The organism is Coriobacteriia bacterium (assembly GCA_031292615.1).
GTDB lineage: Bacteria > Actinomycetota > Coriobacteriia > Anaerosomatales > JAAXUF01 > JARLGT01.
Map to the genome: position 1 here is coordinate 1 of JARLGT010000012.1, position 17,501 is coordinate 17,501.

At 64.5% G+C, this 17,501-nt stretch carries 14 protein-coding genes, 6 tRNA genes and 1 pseudogene; all 21 read left to right on the forward strand.

The annotated features are described in order from the left end of the window. Positions 1-151 (forward strand): non-canonical purine NTP pyrophosphatase (locus P4L93_00900; GenBank protein ID MDR3685510.1); only part of this gene is annotated, 151 nt, incomplete at its 5' end. Next, the gene (locus tag P4L93_00905; GenBank protein ID MDR3685511.1) at positions 148-447 is read left to right on the forward strand and encodes a hypothetical protein; all 300 of its coding nucleotides are present in this window, start codon (positions 148-150) and stop codon (positions 445-447) included. The genes P4L93_00900 and P4L93_00905, both read left to right, overlap by 4 nt. A gap of 162 nt (positions 448-609) precedes the next feature. Further along, positions 610-2,307 (forward strand): MFS transporter, encoded by a 1,698-nt coding sequence (locus tag P4L93_00910; GenBank protein MDR3685512.1) that lies wholly within the window; start codon positions 610-612, stop codon positions 2,305-2,307. Positions 2,308-2,410: 103 nt separating this feature from the next. Beyond that, positions 2,411-2,487, forward strand: a tRNA-Pro gene (locus P4L93_00915). A 4-nt stretch (positions 2,488-2,491) separates the two neighbouring features. Then, positions 2,492-2,567, forward strand: a tRNA-Gly gene (locus P4L93_00920). 67 nt (positions 2,568-2,634) lie between these two features. Further along, positions 2,635-2,711, forward strand: a tRNA-Arg gene (locus tag P4L93_00925). Between the two features lie 12 nt (positions 2,712-2,723). Beyond that, positions 2,724-2,800, forward strand: a tRNA-His gene (locus P4L93_00930). Between the two features lie 54 nt (positions 2,801-2,854). Beyond that, positions 2,855-2,930 (forward strand) — tRNA-Lys (locus P4L93_00935). Positions 2,931-3,160: 230 nt separating this feature from the next. Continuing rightward, the gene (locus P4L93_00940) at positions 3,161-4,225 is read left to right on the forward strand and encodes a YdcF family protein (GenBank protein MDR3685513.1); all 1,065 of its coding nucleotides are present in this window, start codon (positions 3,161-3,163) and stop codon (positions 4,223-4,225) included. Between the two features lie 18 nt (positions 4,226-4,243). After that, positions 4,244-4,328: transfer RNA gene (locus tag P4L93_00945), tRNA-Leu, on the forward strand. Positions 4,329-4,385: 57 nt separating this feature from the next. Further along, complete coding sequence (gene tig / locus P4L93_00950; protein MDR3685514.1) at positions 4,386-5,828, forward strand: trigger factor; 1,443 nt, start codon at positions 4,386-4,388, stop codon at positions 5,826-5,828. 39 nt (positions 5,829-5,867) lie between these two features. Beyond that, the gene (gene clpP / locus P4L93_00955; protein ID MDR3685515.1) at positions 5,868-6,488 is read left to right on the forward strand and encodes an ATP-dependent Clp endopeptidase proteolytic subunit ClpP; all 621 of its coding nucleotides are present in this window, start codon (positions 5,868-5,870) and stop codon (positions 6,486-6,488) included. Then, positions 6,485-7,768 carry an ATP-dependent Clp protease ATP-binding subunit ClpX gene (gene clpX, locus P4L93_00960; GenBank protein MDR3685516.1) on the forward strand — a complete coding sequence of 428 codons (1,284 nt, stop codon included), beginning with the start codon at positions 6,485-6,487 and terminating at the stop codon, positions 7,766-7,768. The genes clpP and clpX overlap by 4 nt, the downstream gene beginning before the upstream one ends. Positions 7,769-7,908: 140 nt before the next feature. Continuing rightward, positions 7,909-10,553: pseudogene (locus P4L93_00965) on the forward strand (valine--tRNA ligase). 19 nt (positions 10,554-10,572) lie between these two features. Next, positions 10,573-11,925 (forward strand): Mur ligase family protein, encoded by a 1,353-nt coding sequence (locus tag P4L93_00970; GenBank protein ID MDR3685517.1) that lies wholly within the window; start codon positions 10,573-10,575, stop codon positions 11,923-11,925. Positions 11,926-12,018: 93 nt separating this feature from the next. Beyond that, complete coding sequence (locus P4L93_00975) at positions 12,019-12,456, forward strand: zinc ribbon domain-containing protein (GenBank protein ID MDR3685518.1); 438 nt, start codon at positions 12,019-12,021, stop codon at positions 12,454-12,456. Positions 12,457-12,539: 83 nt separating this feature from the next. After that, positions 12,540-14,453, forward strand: coding sequence for a threonine--tRNA ligase (gene thrS, locus P4L93_00980; protein ID MDR3685519.1), 1,914 nt, complete (start codon positions 12,540-12,542; stop codon positions 14,451-14,453). Positions 14,454-14,746: 293 nt separating this feature from the next. After that, on the forward strand, positions 14,747-15,382 hold the full coding sequence (gene infC, locus P4L93_00985) for a translation initiation factor IF-3 (protein ID MDR3685520.1): 636 nt from the start codon (positions 14,747-14,749) through the stop codon (positions 15,380-15,382). Positions 15,383-15,395: 13 nt separating this feature from the next. After that, a complete protein-coding gene (gene rpmI / locus P4L93_00990) occupies positions 15,396-15,593 on the forward strand; it encodes a 50S ribosomal protein L35 (protein ID MDR3685521.1) in 198 nt (65 codons plus the stop codon). Positions 15,594-15,645: 52 nt separating this feature from the next. Then, the gene (gene rplT / locus P4L93_00995; protein ID MDR3685522.1) at positions 15,646-15,999 is read left to right on the forward strand and encodes a 50S ribosomal protein L20; all 354 of its coding nucleotides are present in this window, start codon (positions 15,646-15,648) and stop codon (positions 15,997-15,999) included. 141 nt (positions 16,000-16,140) lie between these two features. Beyond that, the coding region (locus tag P4L93_01000) for an HAD-IC family P-type ATPase (GenBank protein ID MDR3685523.1) at positions 16,141-17,501 on the forward strand (1,361 nt) is incomplete at its 3' end.

Consider the following 17,501-nt stretch of genomic DNA (forward strand, 5'->3'; position numbering starts at 1 on the left):
AGGTGCAAACGGATTTGGCTACGATCCGCTGTTCCTGCCCGACGCCACGCCTGGCCACACCATGGCCGAGCTCCCGCTCGCCGAGAAGAATGCGATCAGCCATCGCGGCGCGGCGCTGCGTGACCTCCATCGGAAGCTGGCGGGACAGTGAGCCGCGCCCGGTGGATTGCGCGCCTATCGCTCGCCGTTGTGCTCGCGCTTGCGGCGCTGAGCGTGGTCGCCTGCGGGCCCAGCAAAGCCGAGATAGCGCAGCAGCAGAAGGACGAATGCTTCGCCACCATGAGCCAGATGAAGCTCGCGATCGACTTGGTGAACGCCGATACCGGCGTCTATCCCGACGTAGCGAGCGTGGTCGCCCAGCTTCATGCCAAGTGCCCTTCCGGCGGTACCTACTCTTTCGACCCCAATACCAACGTCGTGAGTTGTAGCGTTCACGGTCACCCATAGCGCACGGTAACCAAGCCGTTGCATCGCTAATAGCGATGTATCTGCTACAGTTGGTCAATCCTGATCGGGTCGGCGCCAGCGGCGTCGGCCTTTCCATTTCTCCTGTTGGAGCGTGATTACGTGAGTTCTGCCGCGAGCCCTGCCAAGCCAAAGCGCGCGGGGATGCCCTACAAGTACACCGTGCTGACCAACACTACCCTCGGCGTATTCATGGCGGTCCTCGACAGCTCGATCGTGATGATCTCGCTGCCCGACATCTTCCGCGGGATCAACCTCAACCCGCTTGCGCCCGAGAACTTCGCTTACCTGCTGTGGATCCTGATGGGCTACGGCCTAGTCACGGCGGTCCTGGTGGTGACGCTCGGGCGTATCGGCGACATCTTCGGCCGCGTCCGCATGTACAACCTCGGGTTCGTGGTGTTCACAGGCGCTTCGATCATGCTCTCGGCGGTGTGGAGTACCGGCGCCGCCGGGGCCATCCAGATCATCGTCTTCCGGATGATCCAAGCGGTCGGTGGTGCGATGCTCATGGCCAACTCGGCGGCGATCATCACCGACGTCTTTCCAGCCGAGGAACGCGGTATGGCGCTTGGCATCAACCAGATCGCGGCGCTGGCCGGTTCGTTCATCGGCCTCGTGCTCGGCGGATTCCTGGCGGCCATCAACTGGCGCCTCGTGTTCCTCGTCAACGTCCCCATCGGCATCTTCGGCACCGTCTGGGCGTACTGGAAGCTCGTCGACACCGGCGAGCGTCACCCGGCGCGCATCGACTGGCTCGGCATGGTGACTTTCGCCGCGGGCCTGTGGTTCGTGTTGTTCGGCGTGACCAGCGGCATCACACCGTACGGCGGCTCGCCGATGGGCTGGGGCAACCCGACAGTCTGGGCGATGATTGGCGGAGGTCTGCTGCTGCTCGTCGTGTTCGTCATCATCGAGCTGCGCATCAAGGACCCGATGTTCGACATGTCGCTCTTCCGTATTCGAGCGTTCGCCGCAGGGAACCTGGCGGTGCTGTTGTCTCAGACCGCCAACGGCGGGATGCAGTTCATGTTCATCATGTGGCTGCAAGGCATCTGGTTGCCGCTTCACGGATTCAGCTTCGAGCAGACGCCGATATGGGCAGGCATCTGCATGCTCCCGCTCACGTTCGGCTTCCTGATTGCCGGCCCGACGTTCGGCCGCCTCTCCGACAAGTACGGAGCGCGCCGCTTCACCACCGGCGGCATGCTGCTTGCCGCTTTGACCTTCGCTCTGCTGACGTTGCTGCCGGCAGACTTCAACTACCCGGCGTTCGCCGTGCTGCTCTTCATGGACGGCGTCGCCTTCGGCATGTTCTCGGCGCCCAACACCGCGGCGATCATGAACAGCGTGCCGGCGAAGAATCGAGGCGTCGCGTCGGGCATGCGCTCGACGGCGCAGATGACCGGCCAGCCACTCTCGATGGGCATCTTCTTCTCGCTGATGGTCGCCGGCCTTGTGGCCAGCGTCCCGGCGACGATGTCGGGTGGTCTGTTGGCCCACCACGTGCCGGCCGCCGTGGCCACCAAGCTCGCGGGCATGCCCCCCACCGGCTACCTGTTCGCCGCGTTCCTCGGCTACAACCCGCTGGCCTCGCTGCTCGGCCCGATTCTGCACTCGCTGCCTCACGGAGACGCTGCCGTGTTGATCGGCAAGCAGTTCTTCCCACGTCTGATTGCGACGCCGTTCGAAGGCGCGCTGAAGCTCGTACTGATGTTCTCTTCGTTCATGTGCCTGATTGCGGCACTCGCTTCGTGGCTGCGCGGAGGCCACTACGTGCACGCCGAGGAGACGCACGCTCACGTTGAGATCGTGCCCGAACCGGCCGAAGCTGAGGTGTAGGCTGGACGCTCGGTGATTCTCGGCGTTGCCCCGAACGGAGCGCCTCGCTACACTGTGGGTCGCTCGTTTCCGCCCACGCAGGGGCGGCGCGGGTTAACCGTGTCGGGCCGTAGCGCAGCTTGGTAGCGCATCTGCTTTGGGAGCAGAGGGTCGCAGGTTCGAATCCTGTCGGCCCGACCAATCTGCGGCCGTAGTTCAATTGGTAGAGCATCAGCCTTCCAAGCTGACTGTTGCGGGTTCGAGTCCCGTCGGCCGCTCCATTGACAACCTGCGTCGCCGAAGGTACCGTACCGCTTCGCGGCACAAGCCTTGAGGACGACGTCTTACGCGCCCGTAGCTCAGCTGGATAGAGCGGGAGACTTCTAATCTCTAGGTCGGGGGTTCGAATCCCTCCGGGCGTGCCAAAGTCACTTATGGTGGGTGTAGCTCAGTTGGTTAGAGCGTCGGACTGTGGCTCCGAAGGTCGCGGGTTCGAGCCCCGTTACCCACCCCATGAGTGAGTTGAAAACGCGCATACTGCAAGCGGTTCGCAGGGCGCTTTCATAATGGGCCGCTAGCTCAGATGGCAGAGCAGGGGACTCTTAATCCCAAGGTCCGGGGTTCGACCCCCCGGCGGCCCACCATGATTCTCTCAAAGGCAGGTTCCCGAGGTTGGGGGCCTGTCTTTCCGCTTTCCGTTCCGAGGCCCACTTCGATTCCCTCTTGCCACTCGACACGAGCCCTCTTCGCAGCCGCGCAGCGGTGGTGGGAGGGGGTGTTGCCCGTGTTGTCGGTTAGGCGACGTGCGGCATCCATGTCAGTGCGGTCGGCTAGCATGTGGCAGGTCATATCGTTCGGCTCGAGGGGGCTTTTCTTGGCTCGCAACAAGACGAGGTTCGCCGCTTGGTCGAGGCAAAGCGGCGCATTCATCGCACTCGCGCTTGCTCGAGGAACAGCGTTGTTCGTCGGCCTCTACTCGCTGGCCAATACGCTCGCGACATCGCTGAGCCCAGGAACCAGCCAAGACCTCTGGTGGATCGACACCCGCTTCCTGCCGACCGCGGCAGCGCAGGCGCTATCCGTGGCATGCGCGCTCGTGCTGCTCGCGTTCGGGGTGTCCCCGCGCTTGGCGACGTGGCGTCGCTGGCTCACGTTTGTCGCATGCGTGGCGCTGGCGGGTGTCGCGCTACAAAACGTCGCGACGTTCTATCGCGAGTGGGGAGCCGGGAGCTTCTCGCCGGGGCTGGTGTTCCCGCTCTCGCTCGTCATCGCCGTCGTGTTCGCCCTGCTCGGCTGGGCTGTGTGGGGTCAACGGCCGGGCAAGCTCACGGTGGCCGACCACGTCGGTGCGGTTGCCGGGCTCTTGCTGGTCGTTCTTCTCTTCCCGCTGGCGCAGGTCGCCTTCTTCGGCTCGTCTGACTATCGCGCCAAGGCCGATGCCGCAGTGGTGTTCGGCGCGCGTGTCTTCGACGACGGCAGCCTCTCGCCCTCCCTGCGCGATCGCGTCGCCACCGGCATCGAGCTGTACCGTGGCGGGCTCGTGCGCAAGCTCGTCATGTCGGGGGGCGTGGAGCCCAACGGGCAGGATGAGACGGCGGTCATGCGTTCGGCAGCCGAGAAGGCCGGCGTGCCTGCCTCGGCGATAGTGCTGGATTCGAAGGGTATCGACACCGACGCCACCGTGCGCAACACCACGGCGATCTTCGCGAAGCAGGGGATGCGTCGCGTTCTCGCGGTCAGTCAGGGCTACCACCTGCCGAGAGTCAAGCTCGCCTACCTCGCGGCTGGTTGGGACGTGCGAACGGTCCCGGCGCGCCAGATCGAACCCATCTGGCAGACACCGCTGTTCGTGGCCCGCGAAGTCCCGGCGTTCTGGGAGTACTGGCTTCGCGCGTTCGTCCGTGACGCGCGCGGCACCAAGGCAGCGGGTTTGCTATGATGTTTGACCGTGTCACATGCGGGCGTGGCGGAACTGGCAGACGCGCTGGATTTAGGTTCCAGTGGGGAAACTCGTGGAGGTTCGAGTCCTCTCGCCCGCACCAGCCTCTTCAACCTGCCGGCCGGCGCCGGAGAAACGCTTCTTTGGAAAGGATCCGTCTGTGCTGACCACATCCGTCGAGCGCCTCGAAGGCACGACAGTCAAGCTCACCGTCACCGTCCCCGCTTCCGACGTCAACGCGTCGATCGCCGAGGCCTACGGCGCTATGGGCAAGAAGCTACGCATCCCCGGCTTCCGCAAAGGCCATGCGCCGCGCCCCGTCGTGGATAACTATGTCGGACGCGAGTATGTGCTGGCCGAGGCGACCGAAGGCCTCGTCAACGACTGGTATCCGCGGGCCGTTGATGCCGAGAACCTCCGCCCCATCGAGTCCCCCGAGCTCGGCGAGCTCGACACCGTGCAGCCTGATACCGAGTACACGTTCACTGTCGAGGTCGAGCTACGCCCCGAGTTCGAGCTGGACTCGTACGACGACATCAAGGTCGAGGTCCCGCGTCGTGAAGTGAACGATGCCGACATCGACGAGCAGCTCGTAGAGATCCGTGAGCGTTTTGCATCGCTGCAACCCGTCGAGGACCGCGGCATCCAGACCGACGACTTCGTCTTGCTGTCGTTCATCGGCTACGTGGATGGCGAGACCTACGAGGGCAACGAGGTCGACAAGTACCTCTACGAGATGGGTCGCGGTCTGATGCCGCCGGAGTTCGATGAGGCCATCCTCGGCCTTAAGTCCGGCTCGGAGGCTCGCGTTGAGTTCACCATCCCGGACACCTCGTCAAACGAGGAGTACGTCGGCAAGCAGGCACAGTTCGACGTCACGATCCACGAGGTGAAGGCCAAGGTACTTCCCGAGGTGGACGACGCGTTCGCGGGCGAGATGGGCTTCGAGACCGTCGAGCTTATGCGCGAGGACATGCGCGGCCGTCTCGACGTCCAGCGCCTGATGGAGTACGACCGCGCAAAGGAGAAGCGCTCACGCGAGGTTCTGGCCGCGCGCGTCTCAGGTGACATCCCCAAGGCGATGATCGATAGCCGCGCCACGAGCCTCGAGAATGACTTCAATGCGCGCCTGCGCGACCAGGGAATGACCCTCGAGCAGTACGCGGGCATCACGGGCCTGACCCAAGAGACGTTCCGCTCCGAGCTGGCCGCCGACGCCGAGCAGCTCGTCCGCGAGGACCTGGCGCTTGAGGCCCTCTTCCGCAAGCTTGGCTTCGAGGTAACGGATGCGGACCTCGAGGAAGAACTCAAGGAGATCTCCAGCGCGTCCAAGATGAGCGTCGAGGAAGCTCGCGAGAAGTGGAAGGCGATGGGCTTGATGGCGGTTATCGCCGAAGGCGTCATGCATCGCCGCGCAGTGGGCTGGCTTATGGAGAATGTAGAGGCGGTCGAAACAGACGAGAAGGCGCCGGAGCTATTCGCCGCCGACGCGGGTACGAAGAAGACGGCCAAGAAGCGCGCTCCGAAGAAGAAGACCGAGGCCTCGAAGTCCGAGGAGCCCGCCACTTCCGCCGATGAGGCGCCTGCGAGCGACGAAGCCTAAGCCACCTCGAACCGCTCTGGAAACAACGAGGAGAATCACATGATCCCTGACATCAAAGCCCTCGTGCCTATCGTCATCGAGCAGACCAGCCGAGGCGAGCGCAGCTTTGACATCTACTCGCGACTGCTCAACGAGCGCATCGTCTTTCTCGGCACGGAGATCGACGATCACGTGGCCAACCTCGTGATCGCTCAGCTCCTGCACCTCGACAGCGCCGATCCGGGCAAGGACATCAACCTCTACATCAACTCCCCAGGTGGCTCGGTGACCTCGGGTCTGGCGATCTACGACACGATGCAGTACATCAAGTCGGACGTCTCCACCGTGTGCGTGGGCCAGTGCGCGAGCATGGCCGCAGTGCTGCTCGCCTCCGGTGCGCCCGAGAAGCGTTACGCCCTGCCGCACTCGCGTGTGCTGATCCACCAGCCGTGGGGCGGCACGCAAGGGCAGGTCACGGACATCGAGATCCAGGCCAAAGAGATGCTTCGCATGCGTGACGAACTCGACGGAATCCTTGCCAAGCACACGGGTCAGTCCAAGGAGACCATCCACCTGGACACCGAGCGCGACAACATCATGTGCGCCGACGACGCCAAGGCCTACGGTCTTGTCGACGCCGTCGTCGAAAGCCGCAAGGTCATCGAGGAGAAGCCTGAATGACCCCTCGCACCCCCGAAGGGCCCGAATCGCTGAAGTGCTCCTTCTGCGGTAAGAGCCAGCGCCACGTCAAGAAGCTCATCGCCGGACCGGGTGTCTACATCTGCGACGAGTGCATCGAACTGTGCAACGACATCGTCGAAGACGAGCTTGCCGAGGAAGCTGCACTCGAGCCTGTGCTCGACGACCTGCCCGCGCCGCGCGAGATCTATGAGGCGCTGAACTCCTACGTCGTGGGTCAGGAGCAGGCGAAGAAGGTCCTGTCGGTCGCGGTCTACAACCACTACAAGCGGGTGCACCTCGCACCTGCCGAGACCGCCGATGACGTCGAACTCGCCAAGAGCAACATCATGCTGCTCGGCCCAACTGGCTGCGGTAAGACGCTGCTCGCGCAGACGCTCGCTCGCGTGCTCAAGGTTCCGTTCGCTATCGCGGACGCCACCGCGCTGACCGAGGCCGGCTACGTGGGCGAGGACGTCGAGAACATCCTGCTCAAGCTCATCACCGCCGCGGACTTCGACATCAAGCGTGCCGAGGTCGGCATCATCTACATCGACGAGATCGACAAGGTAGCTCGCAAGGCCGAGAACCTTTCGATCACCCGCGACGTGTCGGGCGAAGGCGTGCAGCAGGCGCTCCTCAAGATCCTTGAGGGCACCGAGGCGGCTGTCCCTCCGCAGGGCGGCCGCAAGCACCCGCAGCAGGAGCTCATCCGCATCGACACGACCAACATCCTGTTCATCCTAGGCGGCGCCTTTGTGGGCCTCGAGAAGATCATCGGCGATCGCGTAGGCACCAAGGGCATCGGCTTTAACGCCGAGCTCTCGGACTCCGCGACGCACGACACCGGCGCGCTGCTCGGTCAGGTGCTCCCGGAGGACCTCAACCGCTTCGGCATGATCCCCGAGTTCGTCGGCCGTCTGCCGGTGGTCACGCACGTCGAGGAGTTGACCGAGGAAGACCTCGTGCACATCCTGACGCAGCCCAAGAACGCGCTCGTCAAGCAGTACCAGCGCCTCTTCTCGTTGGAGGGCGTGCAGCTGGAGTTCACCGACACCGCTCTGGTCGCGATCGCCGAGCAGGCCGTCGTGCATGGCACCGGTGCTCGTGGTCTGCGTTCGATCATGGAGCGCATGCTGCTCGACCTCATGTACGACCTGCCGGGCCGCACCGACGTCCAGAAGGTCGTCATCACGGAGACGGTCGTTCGCGATGGCGCCGAGCCCACTCTCGTGTGCGAGGGTGCTGCTGAGGACGCTATCGAGGGTGCCGCAGGCGCGTAGACGGCGGTGCCTCGACCCGAACGTCCCGATGGCCGCCTCATTCACGAGGCGGCCATCGTCATTCGTACTGGTAGAATCGCAGGTGCGTGCCCGTGTAGCCCCGCTCAGCCAACGAAAGGTGCGAGAAGACCGTGACCGAGATGCCCAAGGCGTACGACCCCAAAGCTGTCGAAGGGCCGATCTTCTCGGCATGGCAGGAGGGCGGATACTTCGGCGCCGAGATCGTCGAAGGCGTCGAGCCGTTCTCGGTAGTCATCCCGCCGCCCAACGTCACGGGCAACCTGCACATGGGCCACGCGCTGAACAACACGATCCAGGACGTCGTCATTCGCCGCTCGCGGATGCAGGGGCGCCCGACGCTGTGGGTCGTGGGCACCGATCACGCGGGCATCGCCACTCAGAACAAGGTCGAGCAGAAGCTCGCCAAGGAGGGCAAGAGCCGCTACGACGTGGGCCGCGAGGCGTTCATCGAGGCCTGCTGGGAGTGGCGCCGGGAGTACGGCGGCACCATCATCGAGCAGCTCAAAGCGATGGGGTGCTCGTGCGACTACGACAACGAGCGCTTCACGATGGACCTGAGCTACGCCAAGGCCGTCCGCCGCGTCTTCGTCGACTGGTTCGACGCCGGGCGCATCTACCGCGGTAACCGCATCATCAACTGGTGCCCGCGCTGTGCCACCGCGCTGTCCGACATCGAGGTCGAGCACGAGGATGTCGACAGCCACCTGTGGCACCTACGCTACCCGCTCAAGGAGCCGGTCGGCGGCGTGGACTTCGTTGTCGTGGCCACCACCCGCCCCGAAACCATGCTCGGCGACACCTGCATCGCCGTGCATCCCGATGACGAGCGCTACAAGTCACTCGTCGGCGCCACAGTCATCCTCCCGCTTGTGGGCCGAGAGATCCCCATCGTCGCCGATGAATACGTCGACCCAAGCTTCGGCTCTGGAGCCGTCAAGGTCACGCCCGCGCACGACCCCAATGACTTCGAGATCGGCGAGCGTCACGGCTGCGAGAAGATCAACATCATGAACGCCGACGCCACGATCACAGAGGCTGGCGGCGTCTACGCCGGTCTCGACCGCTACGAGGCGCGCAAGCGCGTGCTGGCGGACCTCGAGGCGTCCGGTCTGCTCGTGCAGACCGACGAGCATGTCCACTCGGTCGGCCACTGCTACCGCTGCCACACGGTCGTCGAGCCGTGGCTGTCGGACCAGTGGTTCGTCGACATGAAGCCCATCGCCGAGCCGGCTATTCAGGCGGTTCGCGACGGCCGCACCAAGTTTCATCCCAAGCGCTGGGAGAACGTCTACTACCACTGGATGGATAACATCCGCGACTGGTGCATCTCTCGGCAGCTGTGGTGGGGACACCGCATCCCGGTGTTTTACTGCGACGACTGTGGCGAGATGGTCGCGAGCATGGAAGACCTCACCGTCTGCCCCAAGTGTGGCTCGACGCACGTGCGCCAGGACGAGGACGTGCTGGACACGTGGTTCTCCTCGCAGCTGTGGCCGTTCGCCACGCTCGGCTGGCCCGACGATACGCCAGAGCTCGCGTACTTCTACCCGACCAACGTCCTGTCGACCGCCCGCGACATCCTGTTCCTGTGGGTCGCGCGAATGGTCATGGCCGGATGTACTTCAACGAGGGCGAGATTCCCTTCAGCGACGTGATCATCCACCCCACGGTCTTTAACGCCGAGGGCAAGCGCATGAGCAAGTCGCTGGGGACAGGCGTCGATCCGCTCGACCTGATGGACCACTACGGTGCCGACGGCATGCGCTTCGGCCTGATGCTGCAGGTCACGGGTGCGCAAGACCTCAAGTTCGCCGAGGAGAAGTTGCTCTCCAGCCGCAACTTCGCCAACAAGATCTGGAACGCAAGCCGCTTCGTCATGATGAACCTCGACGGCTACGAGCCGGGGGCACCGGTAGCACACACGGTCGCCGACCGTTGGATCCTCTCGCGCCTGGCCGACCTCGCGCTACGCGTCGACGAGGGCCTCGACACGTTCGAGTTCGGCGAGACGGCCCGCGCTTTGTACGACTTCTTCTGGAGCGAGTACTGCGACTGGTACATCGAGCTGGCCAAGGATCGCCTCTTCAGCGGAACCCCCGAGCAGCGTCTGAGCGTGCAGCGCATTCTCGTCTACGTGCTCGATACGTCGCTGCGTCTTCTCCACCCCATGATGCCCTTCGTCACCGAGGAGATCTGGGGCAACCTGCCGCTCCCCGAGGCCGACCGCGCCGCGTCGCTCATGATCGCGAGCTGGCCGGATGCCTCGGCACTTTCGCGCTTCGCCGACGACGGCGCCGAGGCATCGATCCAGCTGGTGCAGGAGGTCGTCGTCGCGATTCGTGCCGTCCGCGCCCGCTACGGAGTGTCGCCCCGCGAGCAGCTTGCGGTTGTCGTCAAGGCGCCGCAGGCCGAGGCCGTGCTGCTCGAGGGCGAGTCGTCGCTCATCTCGGCGCTTGCCGGACTGGGCAGTCTCACGGTCGACTGCACCGCCGAGAAGCCCGCGCACTCCGCAGTCTCGGTCGCAGGAAGCCTCGAGGTGTACGTTCCGCTCGAGGGGCTCGTCGACTTCGAGGCCGAAGCCGCACGCCTGACCAAGGAGCGCGAGAAGTACGCACTCGAGCTCGAGCGGCTCGAAAAGAAGCTCTCCAACGAGGGCTTCCTCGCCAAAGCCGCTCCCGACATCGTCGAGAAGGACCGCGCTCGCGCCACAGAGCTTTCCGATGCGATCGTCCTGCTCGGCTCGCAACTCGCCGAGCTGGCGTGACGCGACAGGCGAGTGGCACATGGCGCGGCTGATGACCTTTGAAGAGGCGCTTGAGACGCTGCGCTTGGCCACCACGTTCGGCATCAACCCGTCGCTTGAGGGCGTGACCGAGTTGGTCGACGCGCTTGGCCGACCCCAAGATACGTTCGCGTCGGTGCAGATCACCGGCACCAACGGCAAGACGTCGACAGCTCGCATGACCGCCGCGCTACTCGAGGCTGAGGGCCGCCGCACCGGTCTGTACACGAGCCCCGAACTGCAGCGCTATCCGGAGCGCATCGAGGTGGGCGGGGCTGTCGTTAGCGACGCCGACCTCGCGGCCGCGGTCTCGGCCGCCGTCACCGCCGCACAGCGCCTGCGAGGCGAGGGTGCAGTTGGTGCCGCGGAGGGTTTCACCGAGTTCGAGCTGCTCACGGCGGCTGCGCTGTGGCTCTTTCGCGAGCGCGGTGTCGAAGTGGCCGTTCTCGAGGTGGGGCTCGGGGGCCGGTGGGACGCGACCAGCGTCGTCAGTCCCAGCGTTGCTGTGATCACCGGCGTCGGGCTCGACCACACTGCGATCCTCGGCGACACGGTCGAACAGATCGCAGCCGATAAGGCCGCCATCATCAAGCCGGCGTCAGCACCAGTCCTCGGACCCGGCACCGACGGCCTGGACTCGATCTTCATACGGCACAGCGACGAGGTCGGTACCCACGCGCGCGCTGTGCGGGAAGGCCTGGGCTTCAGCCCAGTCGCCGAGGACCTCACCGTTCGCTTCCGAGTCGCCGAGCGCCCCTCAGCTCCTGGCGGCGCCACAGTCCTCGACGTCGACGGCGTTCACGCACGCTACGAGGCGCTCGCGATCGCAGCCCCGAGCTACCAGGCCGCCAACGTCGCGACGGCGGTCGCGGCCGCCGAGGCCGCGCTCGGCCGTGCGCTGGACGCCAGCCGCGCTCGCACGGCCCTCGCCGCGCTGGCGATTCCCGGCCGCTTCGAGCTGCTGCGCTCCAAGCCGCCTATCTTCATCGACGGATCGCACAACCACCAAGCTGCTCGCGTGCTCGCCGACGCCATCCGCGAGGCGTTCCCGGACGCCGATACGCGCCCGGCGCTCCTGCTCGGCGTGCTCGCCGACAAGGACGCGCCCGGTATCGTGGCCGCGCTCGCGCCCGTCGTCGGCGCGTTTGCCGTCACCCAGCCAGCCTCGTCGCGCGCACTGTCGGTCCGCGACTTGGCGGCGGTTGTCAGGGCCGTGACGGGCGAGCCGCCAGCCCAGTTTCCGAGTGTGACCGTTGCCCTCGCCGCGCTGATTTCGAGCGCTCCGGAAGGGCTGATTGTGACCGGGAGTCTTAGGACCGCAGGGGAAGCGCGCACCCTGCTACACGACGGCTAGGAAACGCGCGCCATTTGCGGGGCGCTGACGTGGTGGCTTCTGCTAGAATCGCCCCTGTGCGCCGGGGTGTCGGCGCCTGCTGAAAGGGAGACCATGAGCGGTCTGCTCGATCCGATCTTCAACAGCCCGCTGTACGCGCTGGTCAAGAACTTGTTGATGCTCTTCACCATCGTGATGTACTTCGCTGTCATCTTCTGGACCTGGCGTGACGCCAATCGCCGCGGAGCCATGGGCTGGTTCTGGGGCCTGAGCGCGGCGATCTTCCCGTTCGTTGGCTGGCTCGTTTACCTGGTGGTTCGTCCGCCGGAGACGGTCGACGACTCTCGTGAGCGTAGCCTGGAGATTCAAGCCCGCGAGGCGCAGATCGCACGGGACTTCGACACGTGCCCTTCGTGCTTCAAACCAGTTGAGAGGGATTTCCTCATCTGTCCCTACTGCATGAAGAAGCTTCGCAAGCCGTGCGTGGAGTGCGGCAAGGCCCTCAAGCTCAACTGGCAGGTGTGCCCGTACTGCAAGACGAAGCAACAGTAGGAGATAGGTACTGCAAAGCTGCGTCGACCGCCCCGCTTACTGGCGGGGCGGTTTCGTACGTGACCTAGGGATAGAGGCCAAGCATGCCCGACATCACCGTGAAACTGCCCGACGGCTCATCCAAGTCCGTGGCCGAGGGCGCCACAATCCTCAACGTCGCCGAGTCGATCGGCGCGCGCTTGGCGCAAGCTGCCATCGCTGGCAAGATCGACGGCCAGCAAGTGGACGTCAACACGACCGTCCCCGACGGTTCGGCCGTCGAGATCATCACCGACAAGAGCCCCGAGGCGCTGCACATCTTGCGCCACTCCACGGCGCACGTGATGGCCGAGGCGGTCAAGGACCTCTACCCCATGGTGCAGTTCGGCATCGGGCCGGCGATCGAGGACGGCTTTTACTACGACTTCGGCGTCGAAAAGCCATTCCAGCCCGAGGATCTTGTCGCCATCGAGGAGCGCATGCGCCAGATCGTCGCCGAGGAGCTGCCGTTCAAGCGAACCGAGGTCGATCGCCTTGAGGCCTGGGACGAGTTCGAGCAGCAGGAGCTCAAGCGCGAGCTGATCCAGGAACTGCCGGAGGGCGAGACCATCTCGATCTACCGGCAGGGTGCCTTCACCGACCTGTGCCGAGGCCCCCACGTTCCCACCACCGGCCGTATCGGCGCGTTCAAGCTCACGAAGATCGCCGGCGCGTACTGGCGCGGCGACAGCGACCGCCCCATGCTGCAGCGCATCTACGGCACTGCCTGGTTCACGCAGAAGGACCTCGATGCCTATCTCACTCGCATCGCGGAGGCCGAGCGACGCGATCACCGCAAGCTAGGCAAGGAGCTCGACCTCTTCAGCTTCCACGAGGTCGCCGGTGCCGGGCTGCCGCTCTACCACCCCAAGGGCGCACGGACGTTGCGTCTGATGCAGGAGTGGCTGCGTGGCGTGCTCTACGAGCGGGGCTATCAGGAAGTCATCACCCCGCACATCTACAAGACCGACGTCTGGAAGATTAGCGGACACTACGACTTCTACGGCGAGAACATGTACTTCTTCAACATCGACGAGGGCGACGGTCGCATCAACGAGTACGCAATCAAGCCGATGAACTGTCCTGGCCACGTCATGATCTTCGACAACGACGTGCGCAGCTACCGCGACCTTCCGATGCGTCTCTCGGAGTTCGGCACGGTCTATCGTCACGAGATGTCGGGTGTCGTGCATGGCCTGATGAGAGCTCGCGGCTTCACGCAGGACGATGCTCACATCTTCTGCACGCCCGAGCAGGTGCACGGCGAAGTCATCGGCATGCTCGAGCTTGTGGACTACGTGATGGGCGTCTTCGGATTCGAGTACACTGCCGAGGTCTCCACGCGTCCCGAGAAGTCGATTGGCGACGACGAGTTCTGGCGTCTGGCGACGGCAAGCCTGGTCGACACGCTTGAGGAGCGAAAGATCCCCTACGAGATCAACGAGGGTGACGGCGCGTTCTACGGCCCCAAGATCGACATCAAGCTCCGCGACGCTATCGGCCGCACATGGCAGTGCTCCACCATCCAGGTCGACTTCAACTTCCCGTCGCGCTTCGGCCTGACGTACCGTACCGCCGAGAACACCGAGGCGCAGCCGTACATGCTGCACCGCACCATCCTCGGCTCGATGGAGCGTTTCTTCGGCATTCTCATCGAGCACTACGCCGGCGCGTTTCCCGCCTGGCTCGCTCCCGTGCAGGCGGTCATCATCCCGATCTCCGACCGTCACCTCGACTACGCCTACGCCGTCTCCAAGCGTCTGTCGGCCAAGGGCGTGCGCGTGGAGGTCTACTCGGAAAACGAGCCGATGCGCGTCAAGATCGCCAAGGCCCAGCAGCAGAAGGTGCCGTTCATGCTCGTGGTGGGCGACAAGGAAGCCGAGACCGACACCGTCGGCGTGCGCGAGCGCACTGAGGGCGACATCGGCGCGCAGGGCATCGAGGAGTTCGCCGACAAGGTGCTCGCGATTCGTCCGTAGCTTCGGCGTGGCGTCTGGCCGGTAGACAGCCGGCCAGACGCTCGCTATACTCCGACGGCTAACCGAATACCGCTCAAAAGCGGGACCCCGCCCATCTCGGGCGTGCACCGGTCCCCACCTTGCGGCGCCAACACGGCGGCTGTCTGGTCGATGCGAACGACGATATGAGGCGCGCTCTGTTGTAAGCGCACCATCGTCGGCTGTATCTCCCGCAGGCCACCGGCTGCGGGAGTTTTGTTTTTCTAGGATGGACGCGGGCCGATCGGCTCGGCCCGAACGAACACGGAGGTGAGCTGCCTATCAGCAGCAGCACGGAACCGAGGATCAACGAGCGCATCCGCGCACCACGTTGTCGCCTCATCGGCATCGACGGCAGCCAGCTCGGCATCTTTGCAATGGCAGATGCCCAGCGAATCGCTGAGGAGCAGGACCTCGATATCGTCGAGATTGCGCCGCTGGCAGACCCGCCTGTGTGCAGGATCATGGACTACGGCAAGTTCAAGTACGAGCAGACCCAGAAGGAGAAGCTCGCACGCAAGCACCAGACCAAGGTCGAGATCAAAGAGATCAAGTTTCGACCCAAGATTGACAAGCATGACTACGAGACCAAGAAGAAGCACGTTATCCGCTTCCTCGACGGTGGCGCCAAGGTAAAGGTCACGATCATGTTCCGCGGTCGTGAGATGGCGCATCCGGAGCTTGGGCTCAACATTCTCGAGAAGCTGGCCGGCGAGCTCGGCGAGTCGGCGATCATCGAGACCGCGCCCAAGATCGAGGGTCGCAACATGCACATGCTCATCGCGCCGACCAAGAAGAAGGAAGTCAAGGAAAGCGCGTCTGAGAGCACGACGGATGAAGACGAGTTGTTGGAGTCCGCGCCCGAGACGACCACGGACTCAGACGAGTCGTCTGAGTCCAGCGAGAACTAGGAGGACGGCGCATATGCCGAAGATGAAGACCCACAAGGGCACCGCCAAGCGGTTCCGCGTCACCGGCTCGGGCAAGATCATGCGCGGCAAGGCGTTCAAGAGCCACATCTTGGAGAAGAAGTCGCCGAAGCGTAAGAGGGGCTTTCGCCAGGAGACGGCCGTTTCGCCGGCCGACAGTAATGTCATCAAGAAGGGTCTGGGCATCGGCTAGGAACTCCTAGTCCCACCGACCCCCGTTCTCATTACCAAGGAGTGATCGACCGATGCCTCGCGTAAAGCGCGCCGTAGGTGCAAAGAAGAAGCGCCGCACAGTCCTGACTCGTGCGAAGGGTTACTACGGCAATAAGAGCCGTAGCTACCGTGCCGCCAAAGAGCAGACCCAGCACTCGCTGCAGTACGTCTATCGTGACCGTCGCAACAAGAAGCGTGAGATCCGCCGCCTGTGGATCGCTCGCATCAACGCCGGTGCCCGCATCAACGGCCTGTCGTACTCGGTGTTCATGAACGGTCTGAAGAAGGCCGGAATCACCCTGGACCGCAAGATCCTCTCGGACATGGCGATTCACGACGCCGCTGCGTTCGCCAAGCTCGTCGAACTCGCGAAGGCCGCTGTCTAGGTCTACACTACAGCGCAACGGATGTTCCGATGGCCCCCTCACCATGAGGGGGCCATCGGCGTATTCCGAGCCGGTTCGTATCTGCGAACGGTGCGCATGAGCGGGCAGGTACTTGGCCACGCTTCACTGTGAGGGAGAGTCGTGCAAGCGGCCGACATCGATATCCGCGCCACTGAAGGCCTGACCTCCGAGGAGGCCGACCGACGCTTGCGCGCCGAGGGCCCCAACGAGCTTCCCTCGGCCAAGCCTCGGACGTGGTACGAGATCGCGTGGGAGGTCGTGCGCGAGCCGATGCTGCTGCTGCTCCTGGCCGCAGGGTCGGTGAACTTCCTCCTCGGCGAGCCGATGGATGGCGTCATCCTGCTCTCGTTCGTGGTTGTGGTCATGGCGATCACGTTCTATCAAGAGGGCAAGACCGAGCGTGCCGTCGAGGCGCTGCGCGACCTGTCTAGCCCGCGAGCGCTGGTCGTGCGCGATGGCGTCCAACGCCGAATCGCCGGTCGCGAAGTGGTGCGCGGCGACACGGTCTTGCTTGCGGAGGGCGATCGCGTTCCTGCCGACGGCGTGATGCTGGACTGCAGCAACCTGTCGATCGACGAGTCGTTGCTCACCGGCGAGTCGGTGCCGGTACGCAAACGGGGCTGCGGTGGCGTGCTGGACATGGGAGCGCCGGGCGGCGACGACACGCCGTTCGTGTTCTCGGGCACGCTCGTGGTCAAGGGACAAGGTGTGTGTCTCGTGCGCGGCACCGCCGCCCAGACGGAGCTTGGCCGTATCGGCAGTGCGCTGAACAAGGTCGAGCCGCAGCGAACTCGTCTGCAGCTTGAAGTGGGCGTCATCGTTCGTCGGGTGCTGATCATAGGGCTGCTGCTCTGCGCGATCGTGGTAGTGGTCTTCGGGCTGACACGCGGCGACTGGCTCAAGGGCACGCTGGCAGGCATCACGCTGGCCATGGCGATGCTCCCCGAGGAGTTCCCCGTCGTTCTGACCGTCTTCCTGGCGCTGGGCGCATGGAGGCTCTCGCAGCGTCACGTACTGGTCCGGCGCATGCCTGCGGTCGAGACGCTGGGCTCGGCGACCGTGCTGTGCGTCGACAAGACCGGCACCCTGACCCAGAACCGCATGACCGTGCGGGACCTGCTGGTAGCCGGCGAGAGTTACACCATCGACGAGCAGACGCTGCCCGAACGCTTCCATGAAGTGGTCGAGTTTGCGGTCCTGGCAAGTCCTGTCGACCCGTTCGACCCGATGGACACGGCCTTCAAGGCGCTGGGCCAGCGCTATCTCGCCGACACCGAGCACCTGCACTCCGACTGGACGCTCGTGCGAGAGTACGCGCTCTCGGAGCACCTGCTCGCGCTGAGCCACGTGTGGCGCTCCCCAGATGGCAACGACTTCGTGATCGCCGCGAAAGGCGCCCCAGAGGCGATCGCCGACCTGTGCCATCTGACGCCGGAGCAGTGCGTCGCGCTCGACATGCGCGTCGCCGAGCTGGCCGACCG

Excerpts from the sequence above, each read along its gene's own strand:
- P4L93_00910 (MDR3685512.1), top strand. The coding sequence starts at position 610 with ATGCCCTACAAGTACACCGTGCTGACCAACACTACCCTCGGCGTATTC.
- clpP (MDR3685515.1), top strand. The coding sequence starts at position 5,868 with ATGATCCCTGACATCAAAGCCCTCGTGCCTATCGTCATCGAGCAGACC.
- clpX (MDR3685516.1), top strand. The coding sequence starts at position 6,485 with ATGACCCCTCGCACCCCCGAAGGGCCCGAATCGCTGAAGTGCTCCTTC.
- P4L93_00970 (MDR3685517.1), top strand. The coding sequence starts at position 10,573 with ATGGCGCGGCTGATGACCTTTGAAGAGGCGCTTGAGACGCTGCGCTTG.
- P4L93_00975 (MDR3685518.1), top strand. The coding sequence starts at position 12,019 with ATGAGCGGTCTGCTCGATCCGATCTTCAACAGCCCGCTGTACGCGCTG.
- thrS (MDR3685519.1), top strand. The coding sequence starts at position 12,540 with ATGCCCGACATCACCGTGAAACTGCCCGACGGCTCATCCAAGTCCGTG.
- rpmI (MDR3685521.1), top strand. The coding sequence starts at position 15,396 with ATGCCGAAGATGAAGACCCACAAGGGCACCGCCAAGCGGTTCCGCGTC.
- rplT (MDR3685522.1), top strand. The coding sequence starts at position 15,646 with ATGCCTCGCGTAAAGCGCGCCGTAGGTGCAAAGAAGAAGCGCCGCACA.